The 20375-nt window shown below is 74.8% G+C and carries 18 protein-coding genes; 14 read left to right on the forward strand and 4 right to left on the reverse strand.

From position 1 onward, the window contains the following. Positions 1 to 38: 38 nt before the first annotated feature. Complete coding sequence (locus tag ACFVHI_RS04455) at positions 39 to 2468, reverse strand: SulP family inorganic anion transporter (RefSeq protein ID WP_380335651.1); 2430 nt, start codon at positions 2466 to 2468, stop codon at positions 39 to 41. A gap of 421 nt (positions 2469 to 2889) precedes the next feature. After that, entirely contained in the window at positions 2890 to 3897 is a 1008-nt protein-coding gene (locus tag ACFVHI_RS04460; RefSeq protein WP_063348675.1) for an ATP-binding protein, read from the reverse strand. Positions 3898 to 4115: 218 nt separating this feature from the next. Between ACFVHI_RS04460 and ACFVHI_RS04465 the strand changes: the two genes are divergently transcribed. Continuing rightward, the gene (locus tag ACFVHI_RS04465) at positions 4116 to 5006 is read left to right on the forward strand and encodes a hypothetical protein (protein ID WP_063348676.1); all 891 of its coding nucleotides are present in this window, start codon (positions 4116 to 4118) and stop codon (positions 5004 to 5006) included. 436 nt (positions 5007 to 5442) lie between these two features. Here the strand turns inward: ACFVHI_RS04465 and ACFVHI_RS04470 are convergent, their stop codons facing one another. Next, on the reverse strand, positions 5443 to 6342 hold the full coding sequence (locus ACFVHI_RS04470; RefSeq protein WP_079135773.1) for an HAD family phosphatase: 900 nt from the start codon (positions 6340 to 6342) through the stop codon (positions 5443 to 5445). Between the two features lie 727 nt (positions 6343 to 7069). Here ACFVHI_RS04470 and ssd point away from each other — a divergent pair. The 7 genes from ssd (at position 7070) to ACFVHI_RS04505 (ending at position 13068) form a co-directional block, all read left to right on the forward strand. Further along, complete coding sequence (ssd, locus tag ACFVHI_RS04475; protein ID WP_063348677.1) at positions 7070 to 8194, forward strand: septum site-determining protein Ssd; 1125 nt, start codon at positions 7070 to 7072, stop codon at positions 8192 to 8194. Next, the gene (locus ACFVHI_RS04480; protein WP_363370478.1) at positions 8194 to 9543 is read left to right on the forward strand and encodes a TadA family conjugal transfer-associated ATPase; all 1350 of its coding nucleotides are present in this window, start codon (positions 8194 to 8196) and stop codon (positions 9541 to 9543) included. Before ssd ends, ACFVHI_RS04480 begins: the two co-directional genes overlap by 1 nt. Positions 9544 to 9759: 216 nt before the next feature. Then, positions 9760 to 10749, forward strand: coding sequence for a type II secretion system F family protein (locus ACFVHI_RS04485; RefSeq protein WP_380335768.1), 990 nt, complete (start codon positions 9760 to 9762; stop codon positions 10747 to 10749). A gap of 173 nt (positions 10750 to 10922) precedes the next feature. Next, the gene (locus ACFVHI_RS04490) at positions 10923 to 11522 is read left to right on the forward strand and encodes a type II secretion system F family protein (protein ID WP_380335656.1); all 600 of its coding nucleotides are present in this window, start codon (positions 10923 to 10925) and stop codon (positions 11520 to 11522) included. A gap of 133 nt (positions 11523 to 11655) precedes the next feature. Next, positions 11656 to 11928 carry a DUF4244 domain-containing protein gene (locus ACFVHI_RS04495; protein ID WP_063348693.1) on the forward strand — a complete coding sequence of 91 codons (273 nt, stop codon included), beginning with the start codon at positions 11656 to 11658 and terminating at the stop codon, positions 11926 to 11928. A gap of 292 nt (positions 11929 to 12220) precedes the next feature. Then, the gene (locus tag ACFVHI_RS04500; protein ID WP_380335660.1) at positions 12221 to 12580 is read left to right on the forward strand and encodes a TadE family type IV pilus minor pilin; all 360 of its coding nucleotides are present in this window, start codon (positions 12221 to 12223) and stop codon (positions 12578 to 12580) included. After that, positions 12568 to 13068 carry an Rv3654c family TadE-like protein gene (locus tag ACFVHI_RS04505; RefSeq protein WP_380335663.1) on the forward strand — a complete coding sequence of 167 codons (501 nt, stop codon included), beginning with the start codon at positions 12568 to 12570 and terminating at the stop codon, positions 13066 to 13068. The genes ACFVHI_RS04500 and ACFVHI_RS04505 overlap by 13 nt, the downstream gene beginning before the upstream one ends. On the opposite strand, the gene ACFVHI_RS04510 is transcribed toward ACFVHI_RS04505, so the two are convergent. Next, positions 13063 to 15567 (reverse strand): DEAD/DEAH box helicase, encoded by a 2505-nt coding sequence (locus tag ACFVHI_RS04510; protein WP_380335666.1) that lies wholly within the window; start codon positions 15565 to 15567, stop codon positions 13063 to 13065. The genes ACFVHI_RS04505 and ACFVHI_RS04510 overlap by 6 nt on opposite strands. Positions 15568 to 15788: 221 nt before the next feature. Between ACFVHI_RS04510 and bldG the strand changes: the two genes are divergently transcribed. From bldG to ACFVHI_RS04540, 6 genes are all read left to right on the forward strand, one after another. Next, positions 15789 to 16130, forward strand: coding sequence for an anti-sigma factor antagonist BldG (gene bldG, locus ACFVHI_RS04515; protein WP_049659132.1), 342 nt, complete (start codon positions 15789 to 15791; stop codon positions 16128 to 16130). 165 nt (positions 16131 to 16295) lie between these two features. After that, the gene (locus tag ACFVHI_RS04520) at positions 16296 to 16715 is read left to right on the forward strand and encodes an ATP-binding protein (RefSeq protein WP_063348694.1); all 420 of its coding nucleotides are present in this window, start codon (positions 16296 to 16298) and stop codon (positions 16713 to 16715) included. A gap of 204 nt (positions 16716 to 16919) precedes the next feature. After that, positions 16920 to 17204, forward strand: coding sequence for a cyclophilin-like family protein (locus ACFVHI_RS04525; protein ID WP_208869091.1), 285 nt, complete (start codon positions 16920 to 16922; stop codon positions 17202 to 17204). Beyond that, entirely contained in the window at positions 17201 to 17926 is a 726-nt protein-coding gene (locus ACFVHI_RS04530) for a hypothetical protein (protein WP_063348695.1), read from the forward strand. Before ACFVHI_RS04525 ends, ACFVHI_RS04530 begins: the two co-directional genes overlap by 4 nt. A gap of 138 nt (positions 17927 to 18064) precedes the next feature. Further along, complete coding sequence (locus ACFVHI_RS04535) at positions 18065 to 19597, forward strand: methyltransferase (RefSeq protein ID WP_063348696.1); 1533 nt, start codon at positions 18065 to 18067, stop codon at positions 19595 to 19597. Between the two features lie 249 nt (positions 19598 to 19846). Further along, positions 19847 to 20305 carry a DUF3592 domain-containing protein gene (locus ACFVHI_RS04540; protein WP_063348697.1) on the forward strand — a complete coding sequence of 153 codons (459 nt, stop codon included), beginning with the start codon at positions 19847 to 19849 and terminating at the stop codon, positions 20303 to 20305. Positions 20306 to 20375 lie beyond the last annotated feature (70 nt).

Genomic DNA, 20375 nt, shown 5'->3' on the forward strand with positions numbered 1-20375 from the left:
GTGCCCCGGCCCGCCCGGCGGGGACACGGGCCCGGCTCTCAGGCGGCCAGCCAGGGGCCGTCCTCGGTGCCGTCGGTGGGAACCCGGCCGTCCTCATTCACCCGTTCGGGCGTGTCGCCCGCCACCGGCCCGGCCGGCGGTGTCCTCGGCGCTGCCGGGCCGGCCGCGGTTGCGGCCGCTGCCGTCCCGATGCGCGCCTCGATCGGACTGAACGTCCCCTCGGCCCGGTCGAGCACGTAGGCCTGGGCGGTCGCGAAGTCGAAGTACATCCCGACCAGCCGCAGGGTGCCCTCCTCCACCCGGCGCTCCACGGCCGGGTTGGCCAGCAGCTGGTCCAGCTGCTGGACCACGTTGGTGATGCAGAGCTGCTCCACCAGGTCCACCACCGGCCGCGCGTCGAACCCGGCGGGGACCCGGCGGAGCCGGTCCAGCGAGCCGCGGCCGTTGCGCAGCCAGCGGGCCAGCGGGGTGGGCGGCCCTGGGCGCTCGTGCACGCCGTCCAGCAGGGCCTTCATCGCGCCGCAGCCGGAGTGGCCGCAGACCGTGATCGAGCCGACCTCCAGGACCTCGACCGCGTACTGCACCGCGGCCGCCACCGAGTCGTCGGCCGCGCCGGGCTCGTACGGGGCCGGTACCAGGTTGCCGACGTTGCGGACGGTGAACAGGTCCCCCGGGCCGCTGTTGGTGATCATGCTGGTGACCATCCGGGAGTCCGCGCAGGTCAGGAACAGCTGGGAGGGTGTCTGCCCCTCCCGGGCCAGCCGGGCGAGTTCGGGCCGGATCAGCGGGGCGGTGTGCTGCTGGAACACCCGGACGCCGTCCAGCAGCCGGCCGTGCGGATCCTCCTGCTGCTCGATGCAGTGGTGGCCGACCCAGGGCGTCCAGGCCCGGCAGCGGTGCGGGCCGGGTGAACTGCCCGCCCGGACGGTGCCGTCGGGGTCGAGCACCTCGTCGTCCCTGCGGCGCGTCACCATCGAGACCCGTCCGCCCGCGGCCTGGTGGCCCGTCCGCCAGCTGTGCAGCGTCTCGTACGCGGCGTGGTCCAGGAAGGATCCGTCGTGGACCACGGTGACCTCGGCGCCGGAGGGGATCCCGGCCAGCGCCCGGCTCAGCCGGGGCACGGCGGTGAAGGTGAGCGGCCCGTGCGTCTGGACGGTGACCGCGCCGGCCGGGCCGGCCAGCACGTCCACGTGGGCGCGGGTCAGCCGGTAGAGCGCGAGCAGCACGGCGGTGCCGGCGCCGAGCGCGACGCCCCACAGCACGCCGAGCGCCACCACGCCGAGCACGGTGGTCAGGTAGACCGGGAACTCGCGGTGCCGGTGCACGTTGCGGATGTGCGCGAAGCTCACCATCTGCAGCCCGACCACCAGCACCAGCGCGGCCAGCGCGGCCAGCGGGATCCGGCGCAGCCCGCCGGTCAGCGCCAGTGCGGCGGCGAGCACCCAGACGCCGTGCAGCACCGAGGACCACCTGGTCTGGCCGCCGGCCCGCACGTTGGCGGTGCTGCGGACGGCGCCGCCGGCGACGGGCAGCCCGCCGACCAGCCCGCTGACGATGTTGGCCAGGCCCTGGCCGCGCAGTTCGCGGTCGAGGTCGCCGGTACGGCGGGACATCCGGTCGACCGCGACGGCGGACAGCAGCGACTCCACGCCGGCGACGGCGGTGACGGTCAGGACGGCGGCCAGCACCCCGGCCAGCGGGCCGTGCGGCAGTGCGGGCACGAGGGCGTGCGGCTGCCAGGCGGGCAGCCCGATGTGGGCGAGCCGCAGGTCCAGGGCCAGGGCGAGCGCGGTCGCGGTGGCGACGGCGGCCAGCGGGCCCGGCACCTTGGCCAGCCTGGCGCCGAACTCGCCCGCGCGGCCGGGGAGCCGGCCGAGTCGGGGCCAGCCCAGCAGGACGGCCACGGTCACCGAGCCGGCCAGCAGCGCGGGCGGGTGTGGACCGGCCAACTGGCCTGGCAGCGCCAGGAGGTTGGCGATCGCGGAGCTCTGCGGGGAGCCGCCGAGGACGACGTGCAGCTGCGCGATGGCGATGGTGAGCCCGACCCCGGCCAGCATGCCGTGCACGATGGCGGGTGAGACGGCGAGCGCGGTCCGGGCCACCCGGCGCAGGCCGAGCAGGAGTTGGAGCAGCCCGGCGGCCAGGGTGATGGCGCAGGTGGCCCGCCACCCGTACTGGACGATCAGTCCGGCGGTGATCACGGTCAGCGCGGCCGAGGGGCCGCTGACCTGGAGCGGGGTGCCGCCGAACAGTCCGACGACGATGCCGCCGACGGCCGCGGCGGCGAGGCCGGCGGTGAGCGGGGCGCCGGTGGCGAGCGCGATGCCGAGGGAGAACGGCACGGCGATCAGGAAGACCACCAGGGAGGCGGAGAGGTCCTGGGCCCAGCGGGCCTTGGTGCCGGGGCCCGGTGGTGCGTGGTCGGTGGTGTCGGAGGCGATGGGGGCGCTGGAGATGCCGAGGGTCACTGTCTTCCCGTCTGTCCGGGGGAACGAACGCAGTCAGGTCCGGCGGTGGGTGGGGCTCCGGGGCGGATCGGCTGTCGTGGGTCGCGACGGTGTGGCGGGATGGCGTGGGCGCGGCGGGGAGTGCGGGTGTCACCGGCCGGACCTTGACCATCAGGGCCCGCCAGGGGCCTGGGCGAGGTGCGGGACGTCTCGCCGAGGGCCGTCGGGACGGACCATCAAGACTCGGTAAACCGAGGGTAATGAAAGCTTTGCACAGCGTCATTCCGGGGGGGAAGGGGAAAACCCCCTTATTCACCCCATTGGGTGGTGTTCGAACCGCTGGGAATCTGCTGGCGGCGCCGGGCGGTCCGGACATGCGGAACGGGCCGCGGCCCTCCCCGGGGAAGGGGGGAGGGCCACGGCCCGTTCGGGCGGAGCGGCGTCAGACGTGCGCACCCGCCGGGGCGGGCCGCTCGCCGCCGACCCCGAGCCCGCCCAGCACGAAGGTCTCGTCCACCTGGGTCACGAGGTCGACGCCGACCTTGGCGTTGGCCCAACTCTCCGCGTTGCGCACGTGGAAGAGCACGGCCTGCTCGGTGTAGCGCCGCACGTCCCGCTGCCCGTACGCGGCCTCGGCCTCGGCCCGCAGTTCCTCCAGGACGGCCCGGTTGGCCGGCTCCAGCGACTTCAGCGGCGGCTCGGCGCCCTGCTCCAGACGGCGCACCCAGTCCGAGTGCCCGAAGGTGGTGAGCAGGTCGTCGCCGACCTCCCTGCGCAGGAACGCCAGGTCGTCCGGGCCCTGCACCTTGTTGCCGATCACCCGCAGCCGGACGCCGAAGTCGCGGGCGTAGTCCTTGTACTGGCGGTAGACGGAAACGCCCTTGCGGGTCGGCTCGGCCACCAGGAAGGTCAGGTCGAAGCGGGTGAACAGGCCGGAGGCGAAGGAGTCCGAGCCCGCCGTCATGTCGGTGACCAGGTACTCGTCGGGGCCGTCCAGCAGGTGGTTGAGCAGCAGTTCCACGGCGCCGACCTTGGAGTGGTAGCAGGCCACCCCCAGGTCCTCCTCGGTGAAGGCGCCGGTCGCCAGCAGCCGGACCGAGCCCTCGTCCAGGGCGATCGGGCGGGCGCAGGCGGCGTAGACCGGGTTCTCCTCGACGATCCGCAGCAGGCGCGAACCCCGGCCGGGCGGCGTGGTCTTGATCATCTCGTCGGCCGAGCGGATCAGCGGATTGCTGCCGCGCAGGTACTCCTTGATCTCCGGCAGGTGCGCGCCGAGCGAGGGCAGCTCCGCGGCCTGGGCATCCGTCAGACCCAGGGCCGGGCCCAGGTGCTGGTTGATGTCGGCGTCGACGGCGATGACCGGCCGGCCCACGGCGGCCAGATGGCGGATGAACAGTGCGGACAGCGTGGTCTTCCCGCTGCCGCCCTTGCCGACGAAGGCGATCTTCATCTGGGACTCCGGCTCTCGCTCTGGGCCCGCGCTCGGGGGCCACCTGCTCAGGGGTCGCACATGCCGAGGCCCCTAAGTGGAAATAGTTATCGTCTCCGATAGTGGCCATGCTAGCCGGGGTTTGGGCCTCCTCGGCGGAGGGAAGTGAGGATTGCCTCTAACGGGTGATCCGGGGTTGCTGTTCCGAGAGGGGCCGGCTGTTCATTACTCTCGGGTAGGTGAGCACTGGAACAGATCCCCTCGCCCCGCTGGCCCAGCTCCCCGGGGTGCCCGACGCCGTGGCCGAGGTGCGCAAGGCCGTCGACCGGCTCTACGGTCACCGGGTGATGCGCCGCCGCGCGGCCGAGGTCACCTCCGAGTCCGCGCTGCGCGGCGCCCGCGCGTCGGCGGCGCTGGCCGGGGCCGACTGGCCGCTGGAGGAGGTCCGGCGCCGCAGCGACTTCAGCGCGGACCCCGAGGCCCGGACGGTCGGCGCGGCCCTGCGGATCGCCGCCGAGGCCGGCCAGCTGCTCAGCATCTGGCGGCACTCGCCGCTCCAGGTGCTGGCCCGGCTGCACCTGCTCGCCGTCGGCGACGGCGAGCCGTCCGCCGGGCGGCCCCGCCGCGCGGGCGAGGGCGTCGAGGAGCTGTTCCCGCTGGGGCTCAAGCCGGTGGAGAGCGTTGAGGTCGCCCAGGTGGACGAGCCGCTGCCGGTGCTGCCGCCCGCCCCGGGTGCCGAGGAGGTCGCGGCCCGGCTCGACCAGCTCTCCCGGCTGCTGGTGGCGCGCGCCGAGGGCCAGGGCGTGGGGACGCCGGCCCTGGTGGTCGCCTCCGTGGTGCACGGCGAACTGCTCGCGCTGCGGCCGTTCGGCGCGTACAACGGCGTGATCGCGCGGGCCGCCCAGCGGATCGTGCTGCTCGCCGAGGGGCTTGACCCGAAGTCGATCTGCCCGGCCGAGGTCGGGCTGGCGGAACTCGGCACCGACGCCTACCGGCGGGCCCTGGCCGGCTACCTGGCGGGCACGCCCGAGGGGATGGCGGCCTGGATCGCGCACTGCGGGCGGGCGCTGCGGCTCGGGGTGCGGGAGAGCACGGCGGTCTGCGAGGCGATGCAGCGCGGGATGGTCTGAGCGGGCGCGGGAGGGGCACGGGCGGGGGCGCGGGCTCTTCCGGAGCTTCTGGCGCTTCTGACACGAAGATGCGGCGGCACCTGATCCTGCCTGGTGCCGCCGCTGGTGCAGATACCGGGTGACCATGCATGCACCGGAAGTGCTGATCAGACGGGGATCCTGCCCGTTCGTCTGGTCCAGCGGCCCGACAGCGGGTCGGCTGCATGTGGGTGCTCGGTTATCTGTACACGCGGTCCGTGGGGCCTTAACTGCGTTGTCGGTTTGACCTCTTCGGGTCCTGACCGGGTCTCGCGGGCCGTGCTTCATTTGTATCGCGTTTCGGGCGAAAGGGGAACCCGAAAAGTGAACTCTGTGCTGATTGTCTGATTTGCCTGCGTTGCGAGGCCTGCGGTGGGTGGCCGGTGTTTGCCTGTGTTGCGGGCCCGCGGCGGGCGGCTCAGGCCTCCGGACGGCGCCGGTGGGCCAGGTACCAGATGACCCCGGCGGTCACGGCCGCCGTCCCGATCGCCACGGCCGTCAGCACCGAGCCGCTCGGCGCGGAGAACTCCGGGAGCCGCCGCCGCAGTTCCACCGGCCGGTCGAAGACCAGCACCGGCCACTCCCGGGCCTGGGCCTCCTTCCGCAGCGCGCGGTCGGGATTGACCGCCGACGGGTGGCCGACGGCCTCCAGCAGCGGCAGGTCGGTGGAGGAGTCGCTGTAGGCGTAGGAAGCGGCCAGGTCGTAGCCCTCGGACTCGGCCAACTCCCGGATGGCGGCGGCCTTGTTCTCGGCGTAGGCGTAGTACTCGATCTCGCCGGTGTAGCAGCCGTCCTCGACCTTGAGCCGGGTGGCGATCACGTGGTCCGCGCCGAGCAGCGCGCCGATCGGCTCGACCACCTCGGAGCCCGAACTGCTGACGATCACCACGTCCCGACCGGCCGCGTGGTGCTGCTCGATCAGTGAGGCGGCCTCGTCGTAGATGATCGGGTCGATCAGGTTGTGCAGCGTCTCCGCGACGATCTCGCGGACCTGCTGGACGTTCCAGCCCCGGGTGAGCGAGGAGAGGTACTCGCGCATCTTCTCCATCTGGTCGTGGTCCGCGCCACCGACCAGGAAGACGAACTGGGCGTACGCGCTGCGCAGTACGGCCCGACGGTTGATCAGACCGCCCTGGTAGAACGGGCGGCTGAAGGCCAGCGCGCTCGACTTGGCGATGATGGTCTTGTCCAGGTCGAAGAAGGCCGCCGTGCGCGGCCCGCCCGGCCTGGGGCGAACGGGTGAGCGGGTCTGCGCGGGCCCGGTGGCCTCGCCCGGGGACTCGTCGGCGTGGTCGTCGGCGTTCTCGGTGGTGTCCACGGGAACCGAGGATAGAGGGAGCCGCAAAACAGGCCGCCATTCGGTGTACTCGTGGGCGTGCGGGTTTGTGTTTCTGGCCGCTCGGGTACACCATGGAAGTCACGGATCGTTCGCGACCGTGCTAACCCGGTCCGGCTCCTCCCCCCCGAGTCGGGCTGTGGATAGACGACCCCCGCTCTCCCCCCCGGCGGGGGTCGTCGCACGTCCGGGGCCATTTTCAGGGCCTGAAGGCCCTTCGCGGCGAGCGCCGCGGCCGCCCCGCCGACGGTGTACAGGGGGTGTCGACACCCTGGTCCACTGACCACCTTTCGTCACTCTGTGTCGCCATTTGCTCATGGCTGCCCATGGCTCTTCGGCTGGTTCCGATCGGTGGGCCGGGCTGCTGCGGCGGGGTGTCCGAGCGGCCTTCGGGAGGGTTCGCCGGGTGGCCGGCGGGGGGCGCGACGGGCTTCCGGTTCGTCTCCGTGATCCCCGATCGTCAATTCTTTGACGATTAATCCCCCGCCCGGGTGAACGTTTTCCTCCACAGCCCACGAGTTATCCACAGGGATTCGCATCGTGGATGACGGAATCCCGATCTCCCCCCACCGTGATGGTCGGCGGCGGTCGCCGGGCGGATCTCACCTCCCTCTCTCCCACGAGGTCTGCCGGGCGGCCGTTCGCCGGAACCGTCCGACGTGCGCCCCGGACCGCCCCTGGCGGCCGTCGGCGCAGAGGGGAGCCCGCCATGTCGACGCCGATCGCCGACCACGCCACCACCGAAGGGCCCGGGGCCACCGGTCCGCTCGTCGTCACCGAGGACGAGGGCCTGGCCGAGCACCTGCTGCGGCTCTGCGCGGCCGCCGGCACCGAACCGAGGCTGATCCGGGGCGCACCACCGCCGCGCGAGCTCTGGGAGGGCGCCTCACTGGTGCTCATCGGGGACGACCAGGCCGCCCGGTGCGCCGGGCTCGGCCGGCGCGGCGGGGTGCTGCTGCTCGGGCTGGACCTCGACGACGCCGGGGTGTGGGTCAGAGCCGTCCAACTCGGCGCCGAGCACGTGCTGTTCCTCCCCGACGCCGAAGCCTGGCTGCTCGACCGGATCGCCGACGCGGCCGAGGGCGCCGGCTCCCCGGCGCTCACCGTCGCCGTGCTCGGCGGCCGGGGCGGGGCCGGGGCCTCGACCCTGGCCTGCGCCCTCGCGGTCACGGCCGCGCGGGCGGGGCGGCGGACGATGCTCATCGACGGAGATCCGCTGGGCGGCGGCCTCGACATCCTGCTCGGCGGCGAGGCGGCCCGCGGGCTGCGCTGGCCCGATCTGGCCGGTTCGCGCGGGCGGGTCAGCGGGGTCGAACTGGCCAGGGCGCTACCGGTGCTCAAACGGATCTCCGCGCTCTCCTGCCTGTCCTGGGACCGCGGCGACACCCTGACCGTGCCGCCGGAGGCCATGCGCAGCGTGCTGGCCGCCTCCCGGCGGCGCGGCGGGCTGGTCGTCGTCGACGTGCCGCGCCATCTCGACGCGGCCGCCGGGCAGGCGCTGGAGCAGTCCGACCTGGCGCTGCTGGTGGTGCCGGCCGAACTGCGCGCGGTGGCCGCCGCCGACCGGGTCGCGGCGGCCGCCCGGATGCGGCTCGGGGACGTCCGGGCGGTGGTGCGGTCACCGCGCACCTTCGGACTCCCGGCCCACCGGATCGCCCGCGGGCTGCGGCTGGAGCTCGCGGGGGAGTTGGAGCCGGAGCCCGGCCTGGCGGAGGACGTCGAGAAGGGCGTCCCGCCCGGCATCCGGGACGGCGGCCCGCTCGCGCGCTTCTGCGAGACCTTCCTGGACGAGGTGTTGCCGCCGGTGCCGGCGGTCGGAGGAGGTGTGTACTGATGGTCCGTCTGCGCAGAACAGGCCCCACCGTGCGGGCGGGGGGCGGTCCGAAGAGCCGGGGCGACGGTGCGCGGGAGCACCGGCCGCTCAGGAGCGTGCCGCCGCCCGGCGGGCCACCCGAAGCGCCGCGCCACCCATGCCCGTACGGGCGCACCGCCCGGGAGGAGCGGACGGCGGAGCTGGTGGACGCGGTCCGGTTGCGGCTGGCCGAGTCGGGTGCCGCCCCGACGGCGGGGTCGGTCGCGGCCGTGCTGCGGGCCACCCGGCCGCCGCTCGGCGGGGACGAAGTCCTGGACACCGTGCGCTCGCTGCGCGCCGAACTGGTGGGTGCGGGCCCGCTGGAGCGGCTGCTGGCGGCGCCCGACGTCACGGACGTCCTGGTGAACGGTCCGGACGAGGTGTGGGTCGACCGTGGCGGCGGCCTGCACCGGGCCACCGGAATCCGGTTCGCCGACGCCGAGGCGGTACGGCGGCTGGCCCACCGGCTGGCCACCGCGGCCGGACGGCGGCTGGACGACGCGCGGCCCTGGGTGGACGCCCGGCTGCCGGACGGCACCCGCCTGCACGCCGTACTGCCGCCGATCGCGGCCGGCTGCACGCACATCTCGCTGCGGGTCTGCCGGCCCCAGCCGTTCACGCTCGACGAACTGGTGGCGGGCGGGGCGCTGCCGCCGGAGGGCGCCGGCCTGCTGGCCGGCATCCTGCGGGCCAGGCTGTCGCTACTGGTGTCCGGCGGGACGGGCACGGGCAAGACCACGCTGCTCGCGGCCTTGCTCGGCCTGGTCGGGCCGGAGGAGCGGATCGTCATCGCGGAGGACTCCGCCGAACTGCGGCCGGCCCATCCGCACGTCGTCCGGTTGCAGAGCAGACCGCCCAACCAGGAGGGGCTGGGTGAGCTCACGCTGCGGGACCTCGTCCGGCAGGCACTGCGGATGCGTCCGGACCGGCTGGTGATCGGAGAGGTCCGCGGGGCCGAGGTGTCGGACCTGCTGGCCGCGCTGAACACCGGGCACGAAGGCGGATGCGGCACGGTGCACGCCAACACGGCGGCGGACGTGCCGGTCCGGCTGGAGGCGCTGGGCTCGCTCGCCGGGCTCGACCGGCCCGCGCTGCACAGCCAACTCCGGGCCGCACTCGACCTGGTGGTGCACCTGGTCAGGGAGCCGGGCTCGGGGCGCCGCCGGGTGGCGGAGATCCACACGTTGGCCGCCGGCCGTGACGGCCTGGCCGTCACCACCCCGGCGGTGGAGTTCCCGGTGGCGGGCGGTCTGGTCCCCGGGGCGGGTTGGGAGCGACTGGTCGGGCTGCTGGCGGTGCGCGGGGTGTCGCTCGCTGCGGGGCCGACGTGACGGCGGCGGTGGCCGGGTTGGCAGGTGCAGCCGGGTTGGTGGGTGCGGCCGGGTTGGCGAGTGCGGCCGTGCGGGCGGCGGAACTCGCGTTCGTCCTGCTGCTGGGCGGGTGCGCGGCGGGCGCCCTGACGCTGCTCGGGGCGTGGAACAGGAAAGACCGACGACCGGGAGGGTCCTGACGTGATGAGTGATCAGAGTTCTTTCTGTTGGGCATTGGTGCTGTGTCTGCTGGCCGTCGCCGCATGGCGTGCGGTGCAGGAGCAGCTGCCGGGCGGTCGGCGGTACAGGCTGGTGCTGGCCGGCAGCGGGCCCCCGCCCGTTCCGGTGCCGGGCCCGCCGGCGGTGACCGCGGGGCGCGCCCGGCCGCGGACGTCCGACTGGCTGGCGCCCGAACTGTTGCTCCTGCCGGTGGGGTTGGCGGCCGGGCAGGCGACCTCCTCGCCGCTGCCGGTGCTCGCCGCCGGGCTGGCCGTACTGCCGCTGCGGCGGTGGCGGCTGCGACGGCGCGTGACGGTGGAGGCCGGGCGGCGGGCGGCCGCCGTGGTGGAGCTCTGCACAGGGCTGGCAGGGGAGTTGCGCGGCGGGGCGACGCCGGAACAGGCGTTGCACCTGGTCACGGCCCGCCTCGCGGCCGACCCGGACGGGCTGCGCCGGCTCGGCGAGGAGCCGGTGGCGCGGCTCGCGGCGGGCCGGTATGGCGGGGACGTGCCCGCCGCGCTGCACCTGCTCGCCGAACTGCCGGGCGGGAGCGGGGCGTCGGCGATCGCGGCCTGCTGGCAGGTCGCCTCCGACGGCGGGTCGGGGCTGGCCGTCGCGCTGGACCGGGTGGCGGAGGCGCTGCGCGGCGAGCGGGCCCTGGCGGAGGAGATCGCCGGGGAACTGGCGGGGCCGCGGACCACGATCGCCGTCCTGGCCGCCCTGCCAGCCGCCGGGCTGCTGCTGGGGGCGGCGCTCGGGGCCCGGCCGGTGGGCATCCTGCTGCACACGCCGGCCGGGCTGGGGTGCCTCGCGGCGGGGGCGGCACTGGAGGGCCTGGGCGTGCTCTGGACGGCGCGCATCGTCCGGGCGGCGGCTCAGGGCGCTCAGGGTGCCCTGGAGGCTCCCCGGCGGGTCGCCGGGGCGTGGGGCTCTGGTGGTGGCGGGAGCTGCGGGCTCTCACGGGTACGGGCGCGGGTGCAGGCGCGGGCGGAGGTGGTGTCGGGGTGATCCGGGGAGTCGGGTGGGTGATCGCCGGGGGGCCGGTGATGGTGGCCGGTGTGGTGCTGGTGCGTGGGTGGGCGCGACAACGGCGTTTGTTCGGGCGGGTGTTGGTGCGGGTGCCGCCGGCATCTGGTGGTCGTGGTCGTGGTCGTGGTCGTGGTGGCGGGCGTTGGCGGCCTGTGGCCCTGGCCGTGGGTGCCGGGGCCGGCGCGACGGTGTTGCTCGGTGGCGCCGTCGGGGTGGTCGTCGGGGCGCTGCTGGCGGCGGGCGTGCACCGGTGGTCGGCCCGGGTGCGGTCGCCGACGGAGCGGCGGGCGGTCCTGGAGGAGGAGCTGCTGACCAGGCAACTCCCGCTGAGTGCGGAGCTGTTGGCGGCCTGCCTCGGTTCGGCGGCCTCACCCTCGGCAGCGGTGTCGGCGGTCGGCCGGAGCGTGGGGGCACCGATGGGGCCCCGGCTGGTCGCGATCGGTGCCGAACTGGCCCTGGGCGCACCGCCGGAACTGTGCTGGAGCCGTCTGGGCGAGCAGCACCCGTCGCTGGCCCCGCTGGCCCGCTGCCTGGTTCGGACGAGCCTCGGCGGGGCTCCGGCGGCCGGGCCCTTGATCGGGCTCGCGCAGGGGCGGCGGACGGCGGCGGCCCGGGCGGCCCAAGCCCGGGTCCGCCGGGCGGGGGTGCTCGCCACCGCTCCGCTCGGGCTCTGCTTCCTCCCGGCCTTCGTCCTGATCGGCGTGGTGCCGGTCGTCATCGGCCTCACCACCCGCTTCGCCCAGGGCGGGTGAACGCGGGGCCGCGCCAAGCGGATCGGCGGCGGAGCCGTGGGCAGCGGCGTCGGCGGCAGCCGCGTAGGAGGCATCGGGGACATCGGTATGGCGGGACATCGGTATTTCGGAATTTCGGAGACAGGAGAGATTCATGACTGCAGTGATCGCAACGAGGCCCGGCAGCGGGCGCGCGCTCCGTCAGGCGCCCGGGGTGTGGCGGCGCAGGAGCCGCTGGGCGGCCCGCCGGATGCGCGGGATGGCCCGGAGCCGGGGCCGGTCGGACGCCGGGATGACCACGGCGGAATACGCCGTCGGCACCTTGGCCGCGTGTGCCCTCGCGGCCGGGCTGTACAAGGTGGTGACCAGCGCGACCATCATGGGGGCGCTGACCGATTCACTGGAACGGGCGCTTCATGCGACCTAGCGACCGTCCGCGAACTCCCGCCTGCGCAGCGGTGTTGGGGAATGCTTCTCGTCGCGTTGCCGTCGGCCGGCAGGCGTCCCCCGGCCTTCAGCCGGGAGGTGCCCCCTCCGCGTCGTGCCCCTCCGCTGCCGTTCGGTGCGCGCACCCCGACGCCGCCGCGCACCGCCTCCGGGCGAATGGCGGGAGACCGAAGGCTCGCCCTGGCCTGGCGGCGGCACGTGGTGGCGGGCGGGCGCGGTCGCTGCGGCCGGGCCGTCGCGGCGATGCGGGCTTCGTCACGGCGGAGACCGCGGTGGCCCTGCCGGCGCTCGTCCTGCTCGCGGCGATGCTGATCTGGGGCGTACTGGCGGCGGCCGCGCAGATCCGCTGTGTGGACGCGGCCCGGGTCGGGGCCAGGGCGGCCGCACGCGGGGAGGCGGACGCCGCCGAACTCGCCCGCGCGGCCGCGCCGCCGGGGGCCCAGGTGCGGGTGGCGATGGCGGCGGAGGTGGTGCGGGTGGAGGTGGACGCGCCGTGCGGGGCGCCGGGCAGGCTCGGCGGGCTGCTCGCGGTACGGCTGGGCGCGACCGCGGTGGCGGCGCGGGAGGACACCCTCGTGGGGGTCACGGGAGGAGCGGGAATCGCGGGAGGTGGTGGTTCATGGCCGGCCTGACCGGGGTGCGGTCGGGGGTGCGGCGGTGGGCGAGGACTCGTACCGCCCGGGCGGCCGCCGTCGGCGGGCGCGGGCCGGACGCCGGTTCGGCGACGGTCTGGCTGCTCGCCCTGGCGATGCTCGGCACGGCGGTCTTCGCCGGGACGATCGCGGTCGGAGCGGTGGTCGCCGCGCGGCACCGGGCCGAGTCGGCCGCCGACCTGGCGGCCCTCGCGGCCGCGGACCGGCTGCTGCTGGACCCGGACGGCGGGTGTGGGCGGGCCGAGGGGATCGCCGCCGCGCAGGGCGCCGGTCTGGTGTCCTGCACGGTGGACCGGACGGGGGACGCCGTCGAGGTGGTGGCCGAGGTGACGGTCGGTGGGCTGCCGGCGCGTCTGCCGGTCGGCCCGGCGCGGGCGAGGGCGCGGGCCGGGCCGGTGCGGGCCGGGGTCACCGCCGCCGAGGACGGCCTCGGCGGGCCGACCGGCGGCTCGGCGGCGGGCTCATGAGCCGGTCGGCGGCCCACCGTCCGCGCTCGGCTCGGGCTTCGCCCCGGAGTCCTTCTCGGGGTCCGTCTCGTGGTCCGTTTCGGAGCTCGCTGAGGGGTCCGCTGAGGGGCCTGTTGAGGAGTCTGCTGAGGGAGCCGCCGCTCCAGGGTCCACTGAGGGGTCCGCCGTCCTGGAGCCTGCCGTCGTGGGGGCGCCGGCCAACAGGACGTCCAGCAGTTGGACGGCTGCGGCCTTGTCCAGCGGCTCGTTCCCGTTGCCGCACTTGGGTGACTGGACGCAGGACGGGCAGCCGCGCTCGCACTCGCAGGAGGCGATCGCCTCGCGCGTGGCCGTCAGCCACTCGACGGCCCGCTGGAAGCCGCGTTCGGCGAAGCCGGCCCCGCCCGGGTGGCCGTCGTAGACGAACACGGTGGGCAGTTCGGTGTCGGGGTGCAGCGGGGCGGAGACGCCGCCGATGTCCCAGCGGTCGCAGGTGGCGAACAGCGGCAGCAGGCCGATCGAGGCGTGTTCGGCGGCGTGGGCGGCGCCGGGCAGCTGGTCGAGCGGAAGGTCCGCGTCCAGCAGCTGGTCCTCGGTGACGGACCACCAGACCGCGCGGGTGCGCAGCGTGCGGGGCGGCAGGTCGAGCTTGCTCTCGCCCATGATCTCCCCGGTGGAGATCCGCTTCCGGAGGTAGCCGACCACCTGGTTGACCACCTCCACCGAACCGAAGCTGAGCCGGCCCTCGCCCCAGGGAACGGTGGTGTCGGTGTCGAGCACGGAGATGGAGGTGATGTCGCGGGCGGCCGTGGTGTACGGCGGGTCGGCCGGCTCGACCAGGGCGACCGAGTTCTCCAGGTCGAGTTCCCGGACCAGGAAGGTGCGGCCCTGGTGCAGGTGGACGGCCCCGGTGTGGACGGTGGTGTGGGCGGCCGCGGCGTCCACCGTGCCGAGCAGGCGGCCGGTGTCGGCCTCGACGATCTGCACCGGGCTGCCGCCGCTGCCGCGCAGGTCGACGGCGTCGGCCGCGCGTTCGCGGCGGGTCCAGTACCAGGAGCCGTCGCTGCGCCGGCGCAGCAGGCCGCGCCGTTCCAGGACGGGCAGCAGCGGTGCGGTGGAGGGGCCGAACAGCTCCAGGTCGGCGTCGGTGAGCGGGAGTTCGGCGGCTGCCGCGCACAGGTGCGGCGCGAGCACGTGGGGGTTGTCCGGGTCGAGCACGGTGGCTTCGACGGGCGCCGCGAACAGCGCCTCCGGGTGGTGCACCAGGTAGGTGTCCAGCGGGTCGTCCCGGGCGATCAGGACGGCCAGTGCGCCCTGGGCCTCGCGGCCCGCCCGCCCGGCCTGCTGCCAGAGCGAGGCCCGGGTGCCGGGGTAGCCGGCCATCAGGACGGCGTCGAGGCCGGAGACGTCGACGCCGAGTTCGAGAGCGGAGGTGGAGGCGAGTCCGAGCAGCCGGCCGCTGTGCAGCGCGCGTTCCAGGGCCCGGCGTTCGTCGGCGAGGTAGCCGCCGCGGTAGGCGGCCACCCGGTCGGCGAGCGGTCGGCCGAGCTGGTCCTGGGTCTGGAGGGCGACGAGTTCGGCGGCCCGGCGGGAGCGGACGAAGACGACGGTGCGGGTCTGGCGTTCGACCAGGTCGGTCAGCAGGTGCGCGGCCTCGGCGGTGGCCGTGCGGCGGACGGGCGCGCCGTGTTCGCCGACGTTCTCGGTCAGCGGCGGCTCCCAGAGGCCGAAGACCATGGGTCCGCGCGGCGAGGCGTCCTCGGTGACCGCCTGGGCGGGCAGGCCGGTCAGGCGCTCGGCGGTGGCGGCCGGGTCGGCGGTGGTGGCGGAGGCGAGCAGGAAGGTGGGTGACGAACCGTATCGGGCGCAGATGCGGCGCAGCCGCCGGAGCACCTGGGCGACGTGCGAGCCGAACACGCCCCGGTAGCTGTGGCACTCGTCGACGACCACGTAGCGCAGCACCTTGAGGAAGGAGGCCCAGCGGGCGTGGGCGGGCAGGATGCCGCGGTGCAGCATGTCCGGGTTGGTGAGCACGTACGAGGCGTACTGGCGGACCCACTCGCGTTCCTCGGGCGGGGTGTCGCCGTCGTAGAGGGCGGGTCGGACCCGGGGCGGGGCGAGTTCGGCGGCCCGGCGGCGCTGGTCGGCAGCGAGCGCCTTGGTCGGGGCGAGGTAGAGCGCGGTGGCGCCGCGGCCGTTGCGGGCCTCGGTGCCGTCCAGCAGGTCGCTGAGGACCGGGGCCAGGTAGCCGAGCGACTTGCCCGAGGCGGTGCCTGTGGCGATCACCACAGTCTGACCGCTTTTGGCCAGATTCATCGCTTCTGCCTGGTGCGCCCAGGGCTGCTCCACGCCGACGGCGAGGGCGGCGGCCACGATCTCGGGCCGGATCGACTCGGGCCACGGCGCATAACGCGCAGGTCGGGCGGGAAGGTGCTCCGTATGGGTGAGCCGGTCGGACCGCCCCCGGCTGGTGGACAGGGTCGTGAGCAGTGCCTCGGGCAGGCTGTGTCGGGGCGGCATGAGGACCCAGTGTGTCACCGGCGTGACGGAGAATCGTCGTAAGCCATCGTGCGGGCATGGTCGCAGGTGGTTGAATGTGGCCGTGACGGCCGGATGGCCGTGGGTCGCAGCGCCGAGGCTTGCCACGTGTGGCTGGGCGCGCCCGGGCTCGCGACCATGCGGTGGCGGCCGGCCGGCCGAGGATCGCACATGACGTAGCAAGGCAAGGTGCTGGAGGTTCCGTGGACCTGTCCCTGTCGACCCGTTCAGTCGGCGATCGTACGGTCGTCGAGGTTGGCGGCGAGATCGATGTGTACACCGCCCCGAAGCTGCGGGAGCAGCTGGTCGAGCTCGTCAACGACGGCAAGTACCACCTCGTCGTCGACATGGAAGGCGTTGACTTCCTCGACTCGACCGGCCTCGGTGTGCTGGTGGGCGGTCTGAAGCGGGTGCGTGCCCACGAGGGCTCGCTGCGCCTGGTCTGCAACCAGGAGCGCATCCTGAAGATTTTCCGCATCACCGGCCTGACCAAGGTCTTCCCGATCCACACCTCGGTGGACGACGCGGTCAACGCGACCGACTGACGCGGCCGGGCCGGCCCGTGCCCGTGGAGGCCGGCCCGTTCGTTCCAAGCGTCCGGGGTGCCGGGGCCTGCGGGCCCCGGTGCTTCCCGGCCGCCCCGGGGCCGGTTCCGCCGGCCCGCAGGGGCCGCATCGTCGGCCCTGGTCGGAGCACCCCGAAGGGGAGAGATGGCAACCGTCGAACTTCGATTCAGTGCGCTTCCGGAGCACGTGCGAACGGCCCGGCTGGTCGCCGCGGCCGTCGCGAGACGGGCCGGGGTCGACGAGTCGGTGCTCGACGAGGTACGGCTCGCGGTCGGTGAGGCCTGCTCCCGTGCGGTCGGCCTGCACCAGCGCGGCGGCATCGGTGGCACGGTCCGGGTCGCGTTGACCGACCAGGAGAAGCGTTTCCTCATCGAGGTCGAGGACGAGGCCGGCCCCGCCGCCGTCCCGGCCCCCGGCGCCGCCGAGGGGGCGGACCCGGACGAGGACACCCTCGGCCTCGCCGTGATCACCGGTCTGGTCGAGGACCTGGAGGTCACCAACGGCACGGACGGCGGCCTGATCCGGATGAGCTGGCCGGTCTCGGTCGAGTCCGTGGTGGTCTGAGGGCCCGGCCTTCGGCGTGCCTCGTGTGCCCGGGGTGGTCCGGGCGTCGGCCCGGTCCTCTGGGACGCGTTGAAACGTTGTTGAATCTGGCGGTTCGCTGCTTCCGGCACGATCGGGTCCGATCGGTGATCGGACCCGTCGCGACAAGGAAGCCCCTGCGGATTCGCATTCTGTGGCTGGGCGCAGGCAGGACAGGCCGCCGCCATGCTGGAGGCCGCACCCACCACCGAGGCGCTCCGGGTCGAGCTGCCGATCAGCTCCTCGGTGAGCACCTGGGGCGAAGAGGTCTACTTCGGCACGCCGGTCGGCGTGCCGCGTGCCGTCCGGCCCGGCGATCCGATCCGCCCGATCCGTGTCGAGCGCGCCCGAGCGGGGCCGGGCACTCGGTGGGGGCACCGGAGGTCCGGGAACCGGTCGGCAGGCGGCGGACATCGGCCGTGTAGGTTCGACGACCGAAGACGACCGAAACCGAAAGGCTCCTCCCGGTGAACAAGCGACTGCTGGCCGTACCCGTCCTCGGCGCGCTGCTCGCGTTCGGCGCCGTCGGCTGCGGCGGCGACGACAACGGCAAGCAGCTGGAGTCCTGGGCGTCGAACGTCTGTGGCTCGGCCAAGGACCCGATCGTCCAGGCGCAGGCCGCGCTCGCCGACACCGCCCAGGTGAAGACCGGCGAGACCCCGACCGAGCTGCAGAAGCGGCTCTCGACGGACATCGGGCGGCTGGCCAAGACCAACCAGGACATCGCGGCGGCCATCACCGCGGCCGGGGTGCCCAAGGTGAAGGACGGCGAGAACCTGCAGAAGGACGCCGTCGCCGAGTTGACCAAGGCGGCCGACGGCTATCAGGACATCCAGAAGAAGCTGGACGCCGTGACCAACACCGACCAGTCGAAGTTCGCGGACGGCCTGCGCAGCATCTCGGACCAGATCCAGCAGTTGGCCTCGCTGTCCACGCAGGCGCAGGGCAAGCTGCAGCGCGGCGACCTCGGCGCGGCCATGGCCAAGCAGGACGGCTGCAAGCCCGCCGCCGCGGCCCCGGGCGGCGCGTCCGCCACCCCGAGCGCCGGGGCGCCCGGCGGGACGCCCGCGCCCGGCGCGACGGACGGCGCGAGCCCGTCGACCACCCCCTCCGCGGGCACCGACACCACCCCGGCGAGCCCGCCCGCCGCCCCGCCGACCACCCCGACCACCCCCGTGCCCAGCGCGAGCTGAGCCCGGGGCCGTCGGGCCGGCCGCCCCGGCGCCGGTCCGGAGGGTGCCCGACCCTGCCCCCGACCCGCCCCCGAAGACGGCCCCCGACCCGCCCCGGACCCGGCGGCCGCCCGGTCCGGGGCGGGGGACAATGGCGGGGTGATCAGTAGCCCCGTTCTCGACCAGACCCGCCTCGCCAAGTTGCGTGAGGCGCTGCTCGCCGCCTCGTTCACCGCCGATGGCTGCCTCGACCTGCTCGGGCCCACCGGCTATGCGGCGTTGGCCCGTAGCGAGGCCGTGCCGGCGCTCCGGGCGACCAGGGGCGGCAGCCCGCTGGAGACGCTGGTCCGGCTGTTCCTGCTCCAGCAGCCGGTGCCGTACCGGGTGGCCGCGGCCGCGCTGCCGGTCGAGGACTGCCTGGCCGACGGCTGGCTGCGCTCCGACGGTGAGCTGGTGCGGGCGACGGTGGACGTCCGGCCGTACGCCAACGAGGTGGCCGGGATGGACAGTTCGGACGCCTGGGTGGTGTCCGACCTGGGCTGCGCGGTGGGTGGCGCGGGCGGTATCGGATCCGGCGAGACCGCGCACGGGGTGGCCCGCAAGGACCTGGTGCTCGGGGTCGGCGGCGCGTCGACGACGCTGGCCAACATCACCGTGCGCCGTCCGGTCCGGTCCGCGCTGGACCTCGGTTCGGGTTCCGGTGTGCAGGCGCTGCACGCGGCCCGGCACGCCGGGCAGGTGACCACCACCGACCTGAACCCCCGCGCGCTGCGCTTCTCCGAGCTGACCCTGGCGCTGTCCGGTTTCGAGCGGCGGGAGGCACTCACCGGCAGCCTCTTCGAGCCGGTCGGGGAGCGCCGGTTCGACCTGATCGTCTCCAACCCGCCGTTCGTGATCTCGCCGACCGGCCGGTTCACCTACCGCGACGGCGGCATGGCCGGCGACGACCTGTGCCGCAGCCTGGTCCGCTCGGCCGCCGACCACCTGGAGCCGGGCGGCTACTGCCAGTTGCTCGCCAACTGGCAGCACGTCAAGGGCGAGGACTGGCACGAGCGGCTGGCCGGCTGGGTGGCGGGCACCGGACTGGACGCCTGGATCGTCCAGCGGGAGGTCCAGGACGTCGCCCAGTACGCCGAGTTGTGGCTGCGGGACGGCGGCGATCACCGCGGTCCGGGCGGCGACTACCAGGCCCGGTACGGCGAGTGGCTGGACGCCTTCGAGGCGGGCCGGGTCGAGGGCATCGGCATGGGCTGGATCACCCTGCGGGCGAGCGGCGCGGAGCGCCCGACCGTCCGGGTGGAGGAGTGGCCGCACCCGGTGGAGCAGCCGCTGGGCCCGCACATCGAGGAGTGGTTCGACCGGCAGGACTTCCTGCGTTCGCACGACGACGCGGGCCTGCTCGCGACCCGTTACGTGCTGGCCGACGAGGTGGTCCAGGAGCAGGTCGGCGAGCCGGGCGCGGAGGACCCGGAGCACGTGATCCTGCGTCACAACCGGGGCATGCGGCGGGCCACCAAGGTGGACACGGTGGGTGCCGGTTTCGTCGGGGTCTGTGACGGTTCGCTGTCGGCGGGCGAGATCGTGGACGCCATCGCGCAGTTGCTCGGCGAGGACCGGGTGGTCCTGCGGGACCGGGTGCCCGAGTCGCTGCGGCTGCTGACCGAGCAGGGGTTCATCCGCCCGGCAGGCTGACCCGGTTCACCTGGCGCGGCGCGCCTGACCCGCGGGGCACCCGGCGCACCCGGCGCGGCGTCCTCGGGGTGATGCACCCGGGCGCGGCGCCCTCGGTGCGGCGCCCCTGGCGGGGGCGGTCGGCGCCGGTTCACCTTCCCGTACTCCCCGGTTCGTCCGGCGGTCTCCGGTCGGCCGCCGCGCGTTGGCCCCCTGCTGTGAGGCTCTGTCCACAGGCTGTGGACAGAGCTGGGGAGCCGGGGGCCAGGGGTGGACACGACGACGGCGACGGTGGGCGGGCTGGTGCTCGCCCTCTTCGGTGGCGTGCTGCTGCTCTGGTGCGCCGCCGAGGTGCGCCTGCGCCACCGGATGCGCCGCTCGGGGGCGTCGGCGGTGGCCACGGTCGTGGCCGAGGACGAGGCGCACGGCCAGCTCGACAGCGCCCCGCTGCTCTCCTTCTCCGTCCTGCCCCCGGCCGAAGGGGCCGGAGCGGGCCGGATCGCCGAGCTGGTGCTCACCCGTCCGCGCGGACACACTCCGCTGCGCCGTCCGGACCGCTTCACCCCGGGCGCCCCGGTGCGGATCTGCTACGACCCGCGCCGCCCGAGCCGGGTGGTGCTGGCGGCCGGGGAGGTCCGCCGGGCCGCCGTCGCCGACCTGCTGTGGAGCGTGCTCGGCATGGGTTGTCTGGCGGCGGGTGCCGGGCTGCTCGTGGCGGTCAACGGCTGAATCCTGGGCGTACGCCCGACCCCGGTCGGGCTCGCCGGGAACCGGTGGCCGGCGCTCTGCGGAGGCCCCG

The sequence above is a fragment of the Kitasatospora sp. NPDC127121 genome, from assembly GCF_042677305.1.
GTDB lineage: Bacteria > Actinomycetota > Actinomycetes > Streptomycetales > Streptomycetaceae > Kitasatospora.